At 60.1% G+C, this 16,575-nt stretch carries 13 protein-coding genes; all 13 read right to left on the bottom strand.

Going from position 1 to position 16,575, the window contains the following annotated elements:
• Positions 1-5 precede the first annotated feature (5 nt).
• Positions 6-395 carry a flagellar export chaperone FliS gene (gene fliS, locus CRN80_RS18155; RefSeq protein ID WP_014719355.1) on the bottom strand — a complete coding sequence of 130 codons (390 nt, stop codon included), beginning with the start codon at positions 393-395 and terminating at the stop codon, positions 6-8.
• A gap of 128 nt (positions 396-523) precedes the next feature.
• Positions 524-1,891 carry a flagellar filament capping protein FliD gene (fliD, locus tag CRN80_RS18150; RefSeq protein WP_098950730.1) on the bottom strand — a complete coding sequence of 456 codons (1,368 nt, stop codon included), beginning with the start codon at positions 1,889-1,891 and terminating at the stop codon, positions 524-526.
• A gap of 82 nt (positions 1,892-1,973) precedes the next feature.
• Positions 1,974-2,321: a flagellar protein FlaG gene (locus tag CRN80_RS18145; RefSeq protein WP_014719357.1), complete on the bottom strand. Its 348-nt coding sequence runs from the start codon at positions 2,319-2,321 to the stop codon at positions 1,974-1,976.
• A 76-nt stretch (positions 2,322-2,397) separates the two neighbouring features.
• Positions 2,398-4,101 (bottom strand): flagellin, encoded by a 1,704-nt coding sequence (locus tag CRN80_RS18140; RefSeq protein ID WP_034136119.1) that lies wholly within the window; start codon positions 4,099-4,101, stop codon positions 2,398-2,400.
• Positions 4,102-4,489: 388 nt separating this feature from the next.
• Complete coding sequence (locus CRN80_RS18135) at positions 4,490-5,419, bottom strand: ketoacyl-ACP synthase III (protein WP_032895938.1); 930 nt, start codon at positions 5,417-5,419, stop codon at positions 4,490-4,492.
• 276 nt (positions 5,420-5,695) lie between these two features.
• Entirely contained in the window at positions 5,696-7,306 is a 1,611-nt protein-coding gene (locus CRN80_RS18130; protein ID WP_098950729.1) for a flagellar hook-associated protein 3, read from the bottom strand.
• Positions 7,307-7,320: 14 nt separating this feature from the next.
• Positions 7,321-9,366 carry a flagellar hook-associated protein FlgK gene (flgK, locus tag CRN80_RS18125; RefSeq protein WP_098950728.1) on the bottom strand — a complete coding sequence of 682 codons (2,046 nt, stop codon included), beginning with the start codon at positions 9,364-9,366 and terminating at the stop codon, positions 7,321-7,323.
• Positions 9,367-9,376: 10 nt separating this feature from the next.
• Positions 9,377-10,636 (bottom strand): flagellar assembly peptidoglycan hydrolase FlgJ, encoded by a 1,260-nt coding sequence (gene flgJ, locus CRN80_RS18120; RefSeq protein ID WP_098950727.1) that lies wholly within the window; start codon positions 10,634-10,636, stop codon positions 9,377-9,379.
• 4 nt (positions 10,637-10,640) lie between these two features.
• Entirely contained in the window at positions 10,641-11,750 is a 1,110-nt protein-coding gene (locus tag CRN80_RS18115) for a flagellar basal body P-ring protein FlgI (protein ID WP_169918250.1), read from the bottom strand.
• A 6-nt stretch (positions 11,751-11,756) separates the two neighbouring features.
• Positions 11,757-12,452 carry a flagellar basal body L-ring protein FlgH gene (flgH, locus tag CRN80_RS18110; RefSeq protein WP_032895934.1) on the bottom strand — a complete coding sequence of 232 codons (696 nt, stop codon included), beginning with the start codon at positions 12,450-12,452 and terminating at the stop codon, positions 11,757-11,759.
• Between the two features lie 52 nt (positions 12,453-12,504).
• A complete protein-coding gene (gene flgG, locus CRN80_RS18105; RefSeq protein WP_003192986.1) occupies positions 12,505-13,290 on the bottom strand; it encodes a flagellar basal-body rod protein FlgG in 786 nt (261 codons plus the stop codon).
• Positions 13,291-13,352: 62 nt separating this feature from the next.
• Complete coding sequence (locus CRN80_RS18100) at positions 13,353-14,093, bottom strand: flagellar basal body rod protein FlgF (protein ID WP_003192988.1); 741 nt, start codon at positions 14,091-14,093, stop codon at positions 13,353-13,355.
• A gap of 910 nt (positions 14,094-15,003) precedes the next feature.
• Positions 15,004-16,569 (bottom strand): sigma-54-dependent phenylalanine hydroxylase transcriptional regulator PhhR, encoded by a 1,566-nt coding sequence (locus CRN80_RS18090; protein WP_032895933.1) that lies wholly within the window; start codon positions 16,567-16,569, stop codon positions 15,004-15,006.
• Between the last annotated feature and the right edge of the window lie 6 nt (positions 16,570-16,575).

The following is a 16,575-nucleotide window of genomic DNA, read 5'->3' as shown; positions in this document are numbered from 1 at the left end:
CGGCCTTATTGTGGAGCGATGGCATCCCAGCCGGTCTTGACGGTGATCAGCAGACGGGCGACTTCGTCGATCATCTCGACATCATTGACTCGGTTGGCCTCGACCAGGCGATTGCCCATGTAGTTATACAAGGCATCCAGACGCTGGATCGCGGCTGGATCTTCGGCTTTCTCCGGCTCCAGGCCATCGCGCAGGCCCGAAATGATTTCGATCGCCTTGCCCAGCATCAGGCCTTTTTGCGCGATGTCCCCGCGACTCAACGCACCCTTGGCCTGCGCCATGCGGTCCAGGCCACCTTCCATCAGCATCTGCACCAGGCGGTGCGGGCTGGCTTCAGAGACCTGAGCGTGGGCATTGACCTTCTGGTACTGGCGAAGGGCTCTCATCGGGTTCATGTTGCTACCTCGTTACTGGCGACAATCGAATAGGTTTGCTTAACCAGTTTTTCGACCACAGCGATAAAAACTTTAATCCAGCACCCTGCGCGAGAGCCCCTGGACAGGGCCCTGGCGCGCACCGCTCATCAGTTCGACTTAGGATTGTTCAGCGAGTTGAGGGTGGTCAGGATGCTGGAGCTGCTGGCGTTGATCTGCGCGATCATGGTGTCCATCGCCGTGTACTTGGCGGTCAGGGACTTCTGCAAGGCATCCATGCGCCGCGTCAGGTCGTCGGTCTCTTTGTTCAAGTCGGTCAACTTGTTATTGAGATCGGTGGCCCGGGTCGCCAGGGTGCCGGTGGTGCCGACGTAGCTGCTGGTCGCCTTGTTCATGCGGGTGATCAAGCCCGAGTCGCCGGTGAACAGCTTGGCGATATCACCAGCGCCCTTGACCACGGCCTTGTCCCAGGTTTTGTCATCCAGGCTCAGCAGGCCGGTTTTCTGGTCGGTGGTGATGCCCATCTGCGCCAGGCTGGTCATGGTGCCCGCGCCGGAGCCGTTGACCAACTCGGAACGCAGGCTGTTCACCAATTGACGCATCGACGCATCGCCGGTCAACGCACCTGCGGTGGTGGTGGAGGCATCACCGGTTGCGGTGACCTTGGTTTGAGTGTTGATCGCCGTCATCAGCGTGTTGTAGGCGCTGACGAAGGACTGCACCGAGGTTTTCAGGGTGTCGGTGTTGCTGGCCACGGTGATGGTGGTCGGCTTGGTGATGTCTACCGTGTCCAACAGGTCCAGGGTCACCCCACTGATCGCCGAGGTGATCTTGTTGCTGTTCGATGACATTTCAATGCCATCAATGGAGTACTTGGCGTTGGTCGGCGCCTTGCCTTTGTCGTAGCCGACAGCCAGCTGCGAATCACCGCTGAGGGTGATGTCGGTGCCCTCGCCCATGGTGGTCGAAGTCAGTACCAGCCGCGCGCCATTGGAGTCACTCAGTACGTTGGCACTGATGCCTTGGGACGAGAGCTGGGTGTTGATCGACTCGCGCACCTGTTGCAGGGTTGCGCCGCCGGGGATGACCACGTCGTAGCTTTTGCCCGACTGGTTGATGGTCAGCGTCTGGTCTTCGTCGGTGCTGTTGGCCTTGCCCGATGCGCCCTCAGCGTTCACCGCCGTGGTGACTTTCGAGGCGGTCGCAAGGTTGGCGATCTTCAACAGGTACTTGCCGCTGGATGCACCGTCAGTCAGGGTGACCTTGGCGTTTTTCTCTTCCGAAGAAGTCGCCGCCAGCCCGTTGAAGGCCGAGGCATTGTTCAACTTGGTGATCGCCGCCTGGTAGGCTTCCAACGCCGTCTTGACCGAGCCCACGGCAGACAACTGCACAGTGGCTTTCTTCTGCTCGTTGGTGATCTGAGCCTGCTTGGGCGCCTGCTCGGCACCGACCAGCGCCTTGACGATTGCTTGGGTGTCGTAGCCCGAACCTGGGCCGGAAATCGTTGAACTAGCCATTTGCCATTCTCCTTGTCCTGCGGCGGCCGTTTTTTGGCGCTTATACGCCTAGACCGCAATCAGAAACATGTTTCGTGCCAACTCAAGCCTTGCTATCAAACAACAGGCTGCCGGCATCGCTCAGGTTCTGCGCCAATTTCAGCGCGGTCTCCGATGGAATCTGTCGAATCACTTCACCACTGTCAGTGGCGATCACCTTGACCACTACCTTGCCGGTAGAGTCATCGATGGAAAAATCCAGGTTGCGCTGTGAAGCCTGCACAAACTCACGCATATCGGTAACAGCCTTTTCCAGCGCAACGCGCTGAGGCTCTTCACTTTTGATCGGCTCATTGCTGGCCACAGGCTTGGCCTGGGTCACCACTGCGCCAAGGTTGGCCGGAGCCGTGGCTGCGGGGTAAGACGAGGTCAGCTTGATGCTCATGTCCATGTCACCACCTCCAAACTGAAAAAACGGAAGGGCACGTTGTTAAACGCACCCTCCCGTTATTTAACCGCTAGCGCTATTACTGAAGCAGCTTCAGAACAGACGATGGCAGTTGGTTGGCCTGGGACAGGATCGCAGTGGAAGCCTGTTGCAGGGTTTGTTGCTTGGTCAGCTCAGCGGCTTCAGAAGCGAAGTCAGCATCTTCTACGCGGCCTTTGGCAGCGGAGGAGTTCTGCGAAATGCTCTGCAGGTTGGCCACGGTGCTGGCGAAGCGGTTTTGTACGGCACCCAGCTGCGAACGCTGGCTGTCGATTTGCTGCATGGCGTCGTCCAGAGCTTGAACAGCCTGCTGCGAAGAAGCGGCAGTCAGAATGTTCAGGTCGGAAACGCTGGTTTCCATGGTCACGGCGGTTTTGGTGCCGGCCGCTGCAACAGCGGTCAGACCCAGTGCAGCCAGGCCGGTACCGGCGCTGCCGTCCTTGATGGTGATGTCTTTGTCAGCGAACAGGTTCAGGGTACCGTCAGCGTTTTTGCTGGCTTGAACACCGGTGCTGGCGCTGTTGATCGAAGCAACGATCGCGTCAGAGGTGTCGCCCTTCTTGAACTTGACTTCAACGCCGTTCACATCAATGGAAGTGTCAGCAGTCAGTTTGGCTTGGGTTGTACCGGCCGACAGACCCAACTGCGACAGAGAACCAGCAGAGGTGTTGGACAGCTTGATATCAGCACCGTCACCCGACGTCAGCTTGACACGACCGTCAACGAAAGTGGCCGAAGCGCCAGTGGCCGCACCGCCTGCAGCGTTGGTGAGGTCGGTGAGAACGCTCGCCATGGTGGCGCCTTTCGCCCAGGTCACAGCTGTGCCGTTAACCGAAATGTTACCGGCAGCAGTGAGGTCGCTGGAGGCAGCAGGGGAAGCACCCGCCGCAACGTTGAGCTTGGCCAAGCCATCGTTAGTTGCACCAGCGCCAAGAGTGAAAACTTTTGTCGATGAGAGGCTCAAAATACCCGTGGCATCAGCGCTGGCAGTAACACCAGTCGTAGCCGTTTGTGCGTTAATAGCTGCCACTGCATCAGCGGCAGCAGCAGTAGCAGTAGCACCACCAGCCAGAGTGATCGTCGTGCCGTTAATGGTGAAGTTATCACCAGCAGTGGTAGCGCCGGCGACAGCAGTACCCGTCACGGTTGATTTATTAGTCAGAACCGAACCAGTAGCAGTAGCAGCCAGACCAGTCATCGCAGTGCCGTTTACAGCAGCTTCTTTGTAGTTACCCTTCAGCGCAGTCGAGCTGATATCGGTCATACCGAACGAGATAGTCTCGTTGGCGTTGGCGCCGATCTGGAACGCTACGTTGCTGAACGAGCCGTCGAGCAGGTTACGACCACCGAAGGTGGTGGTGCTGGCGATACGGTTCAGCTCGCCCACTTTAGCGGTGAATTCTTGCTGCAGGGAAACACGGTCAGCGTCGCTTTTATCACCGTTGGCCGCTTGCAGGGCGAGTTCACGCAGACGCTGCAGGGTGTTGGTGGATTCTTGCATCGCGCCTTCAGCGGTCTGGGCAATCGACACGCCGTTGTTGGCGTTGGCGATGGCAACGTTCAGGCCTTTGACCTGGTTGTTCAGACGGTTGGCGATCTGCATGCCGGCAGCGTCGTCTTTGGCGCTGTTGATTTTCAGGCCGGAGGACAGACGGTTCATCGACTGGCTCAGAGCGTCGGAAGCTTTGTTCAGGTTCTTCTGGACACCCAGGGAGGTGATGTTGGTGTTTACTGATAATGCCATGACGAAATCCTCGTGGTTTGGATACTGCGGCTTCCGGCCCTGGCGACCGCCGGGTGTGGCCTAGAGAACCTACGTAATAGTTATCGTCGTGGTAGCCGGTTGCTTGAGGATTTTTTTGATTTTTTTTAGTAGCCCTGTGCCAGCCTTTGTATTTCAAGGCCTTATAGAGGCGTGAAACGCCCGTAATCACGGGTTACTGGCGCCAAAACTCCGCCCTTGTAGGAGCGAGCTTGCTCGCGAAGAACGTTAACGATGACGCGGGTATTCAGGATGCACGCGGCGTTCTCAGGTTCTTCGCGAGCAAGCTCGCTCCTACAGGGAGGGGGCGCAAAAAAAAACGCCGATGATCGTGGGATCATCGGCGTTTTTTTGTACAGCTGCTAAAGCATCACGGACGATAGAGAATCGCCGAGCCCCACGACAGGCCCACACCAAAGCCACTGATGGCCACGCGCTTCCAGGTGGCGTCCATCACGTGCTTTTCCAGCAGCAGCGGGATGCTCGACGACACAGTGTTGCCGGTCTCGACCATGTCCTTGATGAACTTGTCCACCGGCGCTTCTTCAAAGCGGCGCGCCACGGCGTCGACGATGGCCGCACTGCCCTGGTGGATGCAGAACGCATCGATGTCATCGGCCTTGAGGTCCGACTCTTTGAGCAGCTCGTGCAAGTGCGCCGGCACCTTGAGCAAGGCAAAGTTGAACACCTGGCGGCCGTTCATGAAGAACACACCATCGCTGACTTTCAGGTGCGGTGCGCCGGAGCCGTCGGTGCCGAATTTGGATTTGCCCAGCAGCCATGGTGCGTCCTCGCCCATCCAGGTGGCGGTGGCGGCATCGCCGAACAGCATGGTGGTGTTGCGGTCTTCCGGGTCGACGATTTTGGAGTACGGGTCGGCGGTGATCAGCAGGCCGTTTTTCAGGCCGGCGGCTTCCATGAAGCCCTTCATCGCGTAGATGCCGTAGACGTAGCCGGAGCAGCCCAGGGAGATATCGAAGGCGGCCACGTGAGTCGGCAGGCCCAGTTTGTCCTGCACGATGGCGGCGGTGTGGGGCAAGCCCTCTTCATCGCCGTTCTGGGTAACGACGATCAGCGCGTCGATGGACTCGCGCTTCAAATCCGGGTTGTTGGCGAACAATGCATTGACTGCTTCGACGCACAGGTCGGACGTCTCCTGTGCAGCTTCCTTGCGCGGCAGGAACGCCGAACCGATCTTGCCGATGATGAACTCTTCATCCTTGGCGAATTTGGCACCCTGGGCGTAGTTATCGATCCCGTCTGCCGGCACGTAACTGGCGATGCTTTTTATGCCAATCATTGTGGCTTCCCAATACTAAATAGCTGGAGAACACCCCTCGGGCTACGCCGGGAGTGCTGACAATAAAGGGGATAACCCCATGAAAAACTCGCTGAAAGCCGCCCGATGAAGGCCCTGTGACGACTTATCCTTTTCACACGATACAGTGAAGATGCGCTTTATGACTCCCAGGTCACTCAATTTTGCGTGGTTTATGCAAAACGTTTCAACAATTAACCCCCAGAAACGACAACGGCCCGCCCTGTTTCCAGAGCGGGCCGCTTGACTGAACGCCGTTTACATCTTGTTGAACAGGCTCAACTGCGAGATTTTCACGAAGGCCAGTTGCGAAGCCTGCAACATGGTTTGCTGCAAGCTCAGGTTGACGGCGGCTTCGGCGAAGTCGACGTTGCCCAGGGCATTCATGGTGGTGGTATTGGCCAGGTCCAGGCTGACGTTTTCCTTGGACTGAATGTCCAGGCCATTGAGGCGCGCGCCCAGGGAGCCACGCGCCTGGTCGATCTGCCCGTAGGCATTGGTCAAGTTGCCAATCGACTTGGCCACCACATCCTTGAGCTCCTTCTGCGCCGCTGGGTTGCCGTCTGACGGCGTTTCCAGAATTTTGCGCAGATGGCTCAGGGTATCGAGAACGTTCTCGTTTTTGTTGCTGGTGGCACTGATCGCAAACTGGTCGCCGTCTGCCGGCCCCGGTGCGGTGGTGACATCAAAGGTCACCCCTGCCGCCGTGATGGTGGTTGCGCCGGCCGCCAGGGTGCCACTGGCGATGGATTTGCTGTCTGCGCTATACGGCTGCGCATACAGGTCATAGGCGCCAGCGGCACCGAACTTCACGATCACGCCCGAATTGGGAAAGGTGCTGGCGTAAGCCGCCGGATCGCTCACCGTGCCGCCGCTCAGTTGCGCGGTGGACGGATTGCTCGGGGTGCGCGAAACGCTGAAGGTGTCTGGTTTGACCGACAGGCTGAACTCGCGGTCCTTGACGATGGCATCCGACGGCGCGCCAGGCAGTATGTCTTTGCCCAGTGCGTCTTTGCCCAGGTTCAAGCCGATGTCGAACTTGACCCCGCGCAGGCTGACAGTCGAACCGCCTTCCTTGGTGGCATCGAAAGTGCCGTTGCCTGGGATCTCCGAGGTAATGTCCTTGCCGGCATTGTCCGTGACGACGTATTGGGTGCTGCTGGTGAAGGTCAGCTTATACGGCTGACCATCGGAAAAACTGCTGTTATAGCTGCTGTTGACCGCGATCAGCCCGGCAGAGACGGTGACCTTGCCATCGTCGACCGCTGGCGGCACGAGGATCGGCGCGGTTTGCGTACGGCCCGTATTCGCCGAGCTTTCAAGCATGCTCTTGGCGGTATTGCCCATGGCAACCGACAGGTTCTCTGCGATCTTCAAGCTCAGCGGCGTGTCATCGCCCTGGTAGCTGTAGGTGCCGTCATTGTTGCGGGCGTAGGGCGGCGTGTCGGTCTTGCTGCCGGAGAACAAGTAATTGCCGCTGGCGTCCTTGGTATTGAGCAGGCCCAAAACCTGGTCTTCAATGGCGCCAATCTCGGCGGCCGTCGACTTGCGGTCAGCGTCGCTGATGCCGACGTTACCCGCCTTGAGCGCCAGCTCACTGGCTCTTTGAATCGCGATATTGATATTTTCCAGCACGCCGTCCTGGGTGGTCAGCGAGTTCTTCAGGGTGTCGATGTTGCCATTGAACTGAGCCAGCATGTCTTTCTGCTGCTGCAGCATCAACAACCGCGCCGCCGCCACCGGATCATCCGCGGCGGTTTGCACGCGCACGCCGGAGCTGGCCTGGTCCTGGGCCTTGACCACGCTGGAATAGTTGCTCTGGTACTTGGCAGAGCTGGTCTCAAAATACTGCTGTGTAGAAATACGCATCGTCCCAGCCTCCCTTAAAGAGCATTCATCAGTGTGGTGAAGGTTTCCTGCGCAGCCTTGATGATCTGCGACGACGCGGTGTAGTACTGCTGGAACTTGATCATGTCGCCCGCTTCATCATCCAGGTTGACCCCGGATACCGAGTTGCGTGCTTCCTTGTTGGCGCTGAGCAACGCGCCGGTGGCGGCGGTGTCTACCCCGGCCTGGCTGGCCTTGGCCCCCACGGTCGAGACCAGCTTGCTGTTGGCACCCACCAGGCTGGTGCCCGCGTTGCCCTCGCCCATGCCGACGGTGGCCTTGGTTTGCAGATTCAGCAGTTCCTGCGCATTGCGGCCATCGGACTTGCCGCCACTGTTGAAGGCAAAGGTGGTGCTGTCGCCGTCTGCCGGCGAGCCGTTGACGGTGGTGTCGAACTTAAAGCTCTTACCGGGAATCGCCGCACCGCTGGCGTCGCGCATCGGCACGTCCACGGTGATCTTGTTGCCCTGCCCAGGAATGATTGAGCCAGTGCCAATCGGATTGCCCTTGGAATCGTTGATGGTATAGGACTGCGTACCGTCGGCGGCGGGCTTGCCGAACACCATTTTCACCGGCATCGAGTTTTCAATACCGGCGCGCAACTGGGCGGTGTCGGTGCCGCCATGGATATCCAGCGGCACCGTCAAGGCCGGCTGGGTAAAGGTGCCCGTGCCGCTGTTGGTCGTGCTGCTGGTACCTGCCAACGGGCCGGCGAACGCCAGCTTGTTCGCATCGGTGAGCGCCACGCCAATACCGCTGGCGCCCGTGGCGGTGGGGCTGACCTTGAAGCTGTCACCAAACGCCATGGTGCCCTTGCCGTCCAGCGCCAGGGTGAAACCATCCAGGGTCGGCGGCGGTGTTGAGCTCATGTCGAAGGTGCCCATGGCCTTGCCGTCCGAACGTAGCACCGTGATCTTGTTAGGATCGGTCTTGTCGCTGAAGGTCACGGTGTAGTCAAACGTGGACAACTGACTGCTGTCCTTGATCGTCACATTCAGGTTGCCCGCCCCGACACTGTTGCCCGAGGCACCCTGGCTGCGCGAGGCAATGGCGGCGGCGCTGTTGATGTCTTTGAACAGCGAAACACCAAAGTCACCGTTGAGGTCCAGACCCTGGCCCAGTTGGTTGTTGAGCGTGTCTGCCGTGGCGATGGCGATACGGCCCAGTTCATTGATGGCCGGCATCAGGGCATCGCTGCGATAGCGCAACAGGCCGCCGATGCTGCCGCCGCTGATCACCGAGCCCAGGTCCAGGGTGGTGCCGTTCATGTCCAGCTGGATGGTGTATTGGCTGTTATCGGTTTTGCTTGGCGCGGCGGAAATCTTGTTGGAGATCCCACCCTCTACCAGGGACTGGCCGCTGCCAGTGGTCACGCTGAACTGGCCGTTTTTCTCGGTGGCCGTCACGCCAATCAACTCATTGAGCGAGCGTACTGCCTCGTTACGCGAGTCCAGCAGGTTGGCCGGGGCGCTGTTGGAGCTGCCTTGGGCCTGGGAGATCTGCTGGTTAAGGGAGGCAATCGAGGCGGTCAATTGGTTGACCTGGTCACTCATGCTGCTCAGTTGGTTGTTGATCGTCTCTTTCTGCTGGGTCAACTGCGTGGAGATCGCGTTGAAACGGCTGCTCAGGGTCTGGGCGTTGGTCACCAGCAATTGGCGGGCCGACAGGTCGCTGGGGTTGGACGCGGCGGTTTGCAGGGTGGCAAAGAACGAACTGAGCACCGAGGACAAGCCGGTGGTTTTGTCCGACAACACTTTGTCGACGGCACCGACCTGGTCCAGGTATGCCTTGGCATCGTTATTGAGCGCCGTGCTGTTCTGGTAAGCGGTGTCCAGGTACTCGTTGTACACCCGGCGCACATCGGCCAGGGTGGTGCCGCTGCCGATGTACACGCCGCCGAACGGGTTCGACGCGTTGGTATTTTGCGTGGTCTGCTGACGCGAGTACCCCGGGGTATTCACGTTGGCGATGTTATTACTCAAGACCGACAACGATCCTTGAGCGGCATTGAGCCCTGACATCCCGATACTGAGCAAACTCATGGTTCAGACCTTATAAATGTGTGGTTGCGCCAGCGGCAGCGTAGTTCTGGTAACTGTTCATGTTTTTTGCGATCTGCGAAATCTTGCTGGCGTAATCCGGGTCGGTTGCATAACCGGCTTTTTGCAACTCGCGTACAAACTGTTCCGGGTTGTCGGCTGATTTCACAACTTCTTTATAGCGATCATGGCTTTGCAGCAGGGTCACGAGGTCGTGGAAGCTGTCCTGGTAGGAGCTGTAGGAACGGAACTGCGCCGTTTCCTTGACCATCGCGCCATCGCGAAACTCGCTGGTGATCGCCCGGGCCTGACCGCCCTGCCAGCTCTGGCCAGCCTTGATGCCGAACAGGTTGTGGCTGCTGCTGCCGTCCTCGGCGCGCATCACCGATTTGCCCCAGCCGGTTTCCAGCGCGGCCTGGGCCACCAGGTACTTGGGGTCGATACCGATACGTGCGGCGGCGGCCTTGGCCATCGGCAGCATGGTGGCGACAAATTCATCCTGGGAGCTGAAGGCTTTCTTCGCTGGCGCCAGCGGTGGCTGGGCAATGGCGCGGCCATACACTTGCATGCGCCCGCTCGGCACGGCAAAGCTACGCGCGCTGCTGTTGATGACCGTATCGTCGGCAGCGCTGTTACGCAGGGGCGCGGCTTTGGCTTCGACCGGGGCGTTCGGCACGATGCCCGCCAGCAGGCGGTCGGCCAACTTGCTGGGCAAGGCGATACGGCGCTGGTTCATCAGCTCCATGTCGTTGGCATGGGTACTGGCGCCCTCAGGCACAGCCACGCGATATGCCCACAAAGGCCGCTGGCCATTGGAGCGGCCCAACGGGCCTTCAGCCTGGGTACCGGCGGCAATCTCGGTCGGCACATTGACTTTCTTCACCGGCACATCCGCCGCCGGGCCTTGCAAGGTGGCGGCCTGGGCCTCCACCGGTTTGTTCTTCTGCATCTGGCGCATCAGCACATCGGCCAGGCCGATACCGCCGCCTTCGCGGGACATCGACACCGCCAGTTGCTGGTCGTACATTTCCTGGTACTGCTTGGCGGCCGGGGTGTTCAGCGGGTTGTCCTTGCCCAGGGCCTCGGTGGCCGAACGCATGGACTTGAGCATCTCGTTCAAAAACAGCGACTCGAATTCCTGCGCCACTTTGCGCAGGTTGCCTTCGCTGTTTTTGTCGTCGCCCACCTTGAGCTGGTTAAGCCGGTTCAGGTCGGAGTAAGACCCCGAGTCCGCCGTGCTGCTGATGCCGCTCTTGCGCATATCCATGGCCATGGCCTCAGATCACGATCAGGTCGGCTTGCAACGCGCCGGCCTGCTTCAAAGCTTCGAGGATCGCCATCAAGTCGCCGGGCGCAGCGCCCACCTGGTTCACCGCACGGACAATCTCGTCCAGGGTGGTGCCCGGGCCGAACTTGAACATCGGCTTGGCTTCTTGCTGGGCATTGACGCGCGAACGCGGGACCACGGCAGTCTGGCCACCGGACAACGGCCCAGGCTGGCTGACGATCGGGTCTTCGGTGATGGTCACCGTCAGGCTGCCGTGGGTCACCGCCGCTGGCGAAACCTTGACGTTCTGGCCGATCACGATGGTGCCGGTGCGCGAGTTGATGATGACTTTGGCCACGGCCTGGCCGGGGTCCACCTCAAGGTTTTCCAGGATCGACAGGTAGTCCACGCGCTGGCTTGGGTCCAGCGGCGCAGTGACACGAATCGAGCCGCCATCGATGGCCTGGGCCACGCCAGGGCCGAGCATGTCATTGATCTTGTCGACCACGCGCTTGGCGGTGGTGAAGTCGGAGCGGTTGAGGTTCAGGGTCAGGCTGTTGCCCTGGTTGAAACCACTCGGCACGGTGCGTTCAACCGTGGCGCCACCGGGGATACGCCCGGCTGACGGCACGTTGACGGTGATCTTCGAACCGTCGCGGCCTTCGGCGTCAAAACCGCCGACCACCAGGTTGCCCTGGGCGATGGCGTAGACGTTGCCGTCGATACCTTTGAGCGGCGTCATCAGCAAGGTACCGCCGCGCAGGCTCTTGGAGTTACCCATGGACGACACGGTGATGTCCACCACCTGCCCCGGCTTGGCGAACGCAGGCAGATCGGCGCTGATCGACACTGCCGCGACGTTCTTCAACTGCACGTTGCCCGAGCCAGGCGGTACCTTGATACCGAACTGGGAGAGCATGTTATTGAAGGTTTGCAGGGTGAACGGCGTCTGGGTGGTCTGGTCACCCGTACCGTTGAGCCCCACCACCAGGCCATAGCCGATCAACTGGTTGGAGCGCACGCCGGAAATACTGGCGATGTCCTTCAGGCGCTCGGCCTGGGCCGCAACGCTCAAGGCCAACAAGAGCGCCATCGCCATCAGCTGTTTGAACTTCAAAATGGCCACCTAGAAAGGGAACAGCGGGCTGAGGAAGAAGCGGTCGAACCAGCCCGGCTGGCTCGCATCGGCAAACGAACCGGTGCCCGAGTAGGTAATGCGTGCATCGGCAATGCGCGTCGACGGCACGGTGTTGTCGGTGGAGATGTCATCGGCGCGAACCATGCCGGCGATGCGCACCAGCTCGTCGCCGGTGTTGAGGGTCATCCACTTTTCACCGCGCACGGCAATGATGCCGTTGGGCAATACGTCGGCGACGGTCACGGTGATCGAACCGGTCAGGCTGTTGCCCTGCCCTGCCGCGCTCTTGCCGTTGGTGGCACGGTCGCCGCTGTAGCCGGCGTCCAGGCTCAGGTCACCGCTGCCCAGCGGGTTATTGGTGTTCAGGCCGCCGCCGAACAGCGAGGTCAGGCCGATGCTGGTCTTGCTGTTCTTGCCGATCTGCGAGTTGGCGTTCTTGCTGGCCTGGGTCTTCTCGTTCAGGGTGATGGTGATGATGTCACCGACCCGGAACGCCTTGCGGTCGCTGTACAGGTTCTGCTCGAACCCGGCCTGGTAGATCGAGCCATTGTTGGCCGCCGCCGGCAGCGGCGTGCGTGGCAACACCGGCGCGTAGTACGGGTCATTAGGCTTTGGCGAGGGGGCGACACAGCCCGCAAGCACGGCGATCCCACTCAATGCCAACACACAAACATAGCGATTCATGACCCTAACCTCACGGTGTTGCAGGCACCCTCAAGGGCGCCCCATAGACTGATTACAGATTCTGCGTAACGAACGAAAGCATCTGGTCGGCGGTGGAAATCACCTTGGAGTTCATCTCGTAGGCGCGCTGGGTGGTGATCATGTTGACCATCTCCTCAACGGTGCTGACGTTGGAGGTTTCCAGGGTGCTTTGCAGCGTGGTGCCGAAGCCGTTCAAGCCAGGGGTGCCGATTTGCGGCGCGCCACTGGAGGCGGTTTCCAGGAACAGGTTGTTGCCCATCGCCTGCAGGCCGGCCGGGTTGATGAAGTCGGCGGTTTGCAGGTTGCCGATCACTTGGGAGGCCGGGTTGCCAGCCACGGTGATGGACACGGTGCCGTCGTTGCCGACGGTGAAGGTCTTGGCGTCTGGAGGCACCACGACAGCAGGCTCCAGGGCGAAACCGTTGGCGGTCACGATCTGGCCGTTGGAATCCAAGTGGAAGGTGCCGTCACGGGTGTAAGAGGTGGTGCCATCTGGCTGCAGCACCTGAAAAAATCCGCGGCCATTGATCGCCATGTCCAGGGGCTGGCCGGTTTGCTGCAGGTTACCGGCGCTGAAGTTTTTCTGGGTGCCGACGATCTGTACACCCGTACCCAGTTGCAGGCCCGACGGCAGTTCGCTGTCCTGGGTCGATTGGGCGCCCGGTTGCTTCTTGATCTGATAGAGCAAGTCCTGGAACTCGGCGCGGTCACGTTTGAAGCCCGTGGTCGACACGTTTGCCAGGTTGTTGGAAATGGTCGTCAGGTTGGTGTCCTGGGCGGACAGGCCTGTCTTGGCAACCCATAGAGCCGGAAGCATGCTGTTCTCCTTCGTGCGCCGGATGGTTGGCGCTGCGTTGCAAATTAGTTAGTGGGCTTGAATCAGCTCATCTGCATGACGCGCGTCATGGCCTGGTCGTCTTCTTTAGCGCTGTTCATCATCTTGATGTGCAGCTCGAACTGCTTGGCCAGCGCCAGCACCGCGGTCATTTCTTCCACGGCATTGACGTTGCTCGCCTGCAGGAAACCCGAGGTCAGCCGCACGTTCGCGTCGGCCTGGGCCGGCTGGCCATCCTTGGTGTGGATGGTGCCGTCCAGGCCTTTGGTCATGTTCTTGAGGTCTGGCTGGACCATCTTGATACGGTCCACTTCCGCCATCACCCGCGGGCCTTCGCCCATGGCACGGATGCTGATGGTGCCGTCCGAACCCACTTCGATTTTCTGCTGGGGCGGCACGGCAATCGGGCCACCGTTGCCCATGATCGGCATACCGTTGCCAGCCCGCAGCACGCCCAGGGCATCCACGTTCATACTGGCGCTGCGCACGTAGGCTTCGCCGCCATCGGGGGTTTGCACCGCCATCCAGCCGTCGCCGCTGACGGCTACGTCCAGGTCACGGCCGGTTTCGATCATCGCGCCCGGAGAAAAGTCAGTGGCCGGCCGCTCGGTCATGGCAAACGCCCGCGCCGGAAAGCTGTCACCGAACACCGGCATCGAACGCGCCTGCTCCAGGTCGCGCTGGAAACCGTTGGTGGAAATGTTCGCCAGATTGTTGGCATGGGCCTTCTGCGCCAGTGCATTCTGGCTGGCGCCGGTCATTGCCACATAAAGGTACTTGTCCACGCTCTATCCTCTTTCTGACGGACGCTTGCCGCCCACCGCTGTACTGAGGAGGCTTAAGCAATTTGCGAACCAACTTTTTAAAAGAGGCGCAAATCCAGGCGGGGCGGGGGTTTCGTAGAGGTATCTGAAATAGCGCGGGAAAGAAACAGTCGAAAAAACGGCGGACTACTGCCGCCTGCGGCAAACACCGGCCTGAAAAACGACAGAGCTCAAATGTGGGAGCGGGCTTGCTCGCGAATGCGGTAGGTCATTCAACATATCAGTGACTGAGCCACCGCATTCGCGAGCAAGCCCGCTCCCACAGGGGATTGATGCAGGGCGCTGACTCTGTGGGCAATACCCAACCAATGTGGGAGCTGGCTTGCCTGCGATAGCGGTGGAACAGGCACTGATATGCCAACTGACAGTCCGCTATCGCAGCATAGGTATCTACATAACTTTATGGGCTATAGCAGCAGACGGTAACCACGATGCGAAGCGAGCCGCTCTTGATCTTGCTCTTGATCTGCTTTTGATCTCAGGCGCCCCGTTAAACCACGCTGGCCGGAATTCGACAGGGATTTGGGGGGGGTAAACCGGCAGGGATGCCGGTTTAGCCGCCCCGCGCCATGGATGGCGCGTGGCGGCGCCCCCCCCAAATCACTGGCGAATTACGGGCACACCGAGCCTAGGCGAGGTGCCGAGTGGTGGGGCAAGAGCGCTTTGCTTACTTTCGCGCTTTTCGAAAGTGAGCCGCCGTCAGGGCGGAACCCTAAGTGGCCGTTACCTAAATAACGGATATGTACCCGTTCCAACTGTGTTGACTGTTAGGCCGTCTTCGCAGGCAAGCCAGCTCCCACATTTGGATCGCGGTGCGTCAGTTAGATCAGCGCTGGCTGTCAGTCCGTCACGGGAGCAAGCTCCCACCGTTTTAACTGCGATCAGCCTTGAGCACTTCGTAATCCCGCAGCTTGTTGGCAATGGTGGTGTGCGACACCCCCAGGCGCTTGCCCAACTGGCGACTGCTCGGGTGTTCGGCATACAGACTTTCCAACACCGCCTTCTCAAAGCGCCCGACGATCTCCTCCAGGCTGCCCTCCAGGGAAAAATCACCCAGCGGCTGGCGCACGCCATAGTCCGGCAAGCGAATATGCTCAACCTTGACCGTACCGCCCTCACACAACGACACCGCCTGGAACAGCACGTTTTCCAGCTGCCGCACATTGCCCGGCCAGTGGTAGTGGCTGAGTTTGTCCATGGCCGCAGGTGCCAGTTTGGGCAGTGGGCAACCGATCTGCCGGCTGGCCTGATCGAGAAAGTGCTCGACCAACGGCGCAAGGCCATCCAGGCATTCGCGCAATGGCGGGATATGCAACGACAGCACATTCAGCCGATGATAAAGGTCCTGGCGAAACTCACCCCGAGCGCAGAGCTCCGACAAATCCACCTGGGTCGCACAGATCACCCGCACATCCAGGTACACCTCTTCATCACTGCCCACCCGACGGAAACAACCGTCCTGCAGAAAGCGCAGCAGCTTGACCTGCAAGCGCGCGCTCATTTCCCCCACGCCATCCAGAAACAAGGTACCGCCCGCCGTCAGCTCAAGCAGGCCCAACTTGCCTTCGGCCCGCGCCCCTTCAAACGCGCCGGGGCCGTAACCAAACAGTTCGGTCTCGGCCATCGACTCGGGCAACCCCGCGCAGTTGAGCGCCATCAATGGCGATTGCCCGCGCGGGCTGGCCAAGTGGCAGGCCCGGGCCAACAGTTCCTTGCCGGTGCCGGTTTCGCCTTCTATTAAGAGCGGTGCATCCAGCGGCGCCATGCGCCGCGCTTCCCGCACCACCGCGGCCATGACCTTGGAGCTCTGGAAGATGCTGTCGAAACCGCGCAGCTCTTGCTTGCGCACGTTATAGATACGCTCACCGACACGGTCGGCGCGGTGCAGGGTGAGCACGGCGCCGGCCATGGCTTCGCTGTCATCGTGCTCGGAAGATTGCAGGGGCGCGATGTCCGCCAGAAATACGTCGCCCTTGACCTTGACCCGCAGGCCATTGATTCGCGATTTGCTGGCGCGCACCAGTTCCGGCAGGTCGAAATCCTCGGCGTAACGCGACAGGGGAATCCCCGGCACTTCATCCACCCGTACGCCCAGCAACTGCGCCGCCGCACGGTTGGCGGCCACGATGGAGCCGCCCATATCAATGGACAGCACCGGAAATTCCAGGGCGCCGAGCAATGCATTGAGTTCCATATGCCGACGCTCGCTAGGCATCAGCCCTACCCGCTTGACGCCAAACACCCCGGCAATCGCCTCGAACTGCGGGCGCAACGCCTGAAATTGCATATTCACCAGGTTGGGGCAAAACAGGTAGATGGCGTTGCCATGCTCACCGCCGACTTCGCCCTTGGCGACGTTGACGCCGTACTCCACCAGCAGGTTAAGGATGTCCCGCAGGATGCCGATGCGGTTCTGGCAGTGCACTTTGATACGCATGGAAAA

Source organism: Pseudomonas sp. FDAARGOS_380 (assembly GCF_002591235.1).
Lineage (GTDB): Bacteria > Pseudomonadota > Gammaproteobacteria > Pseudomonadales > Pseudomonadaceae > Aquipseudomonas > Aquipseudomonas salmasensis.
Note: the sequence above shows the minus strand (reverse complement) of the source record. Positions and strands in the feature narration are given on the sequence as shown.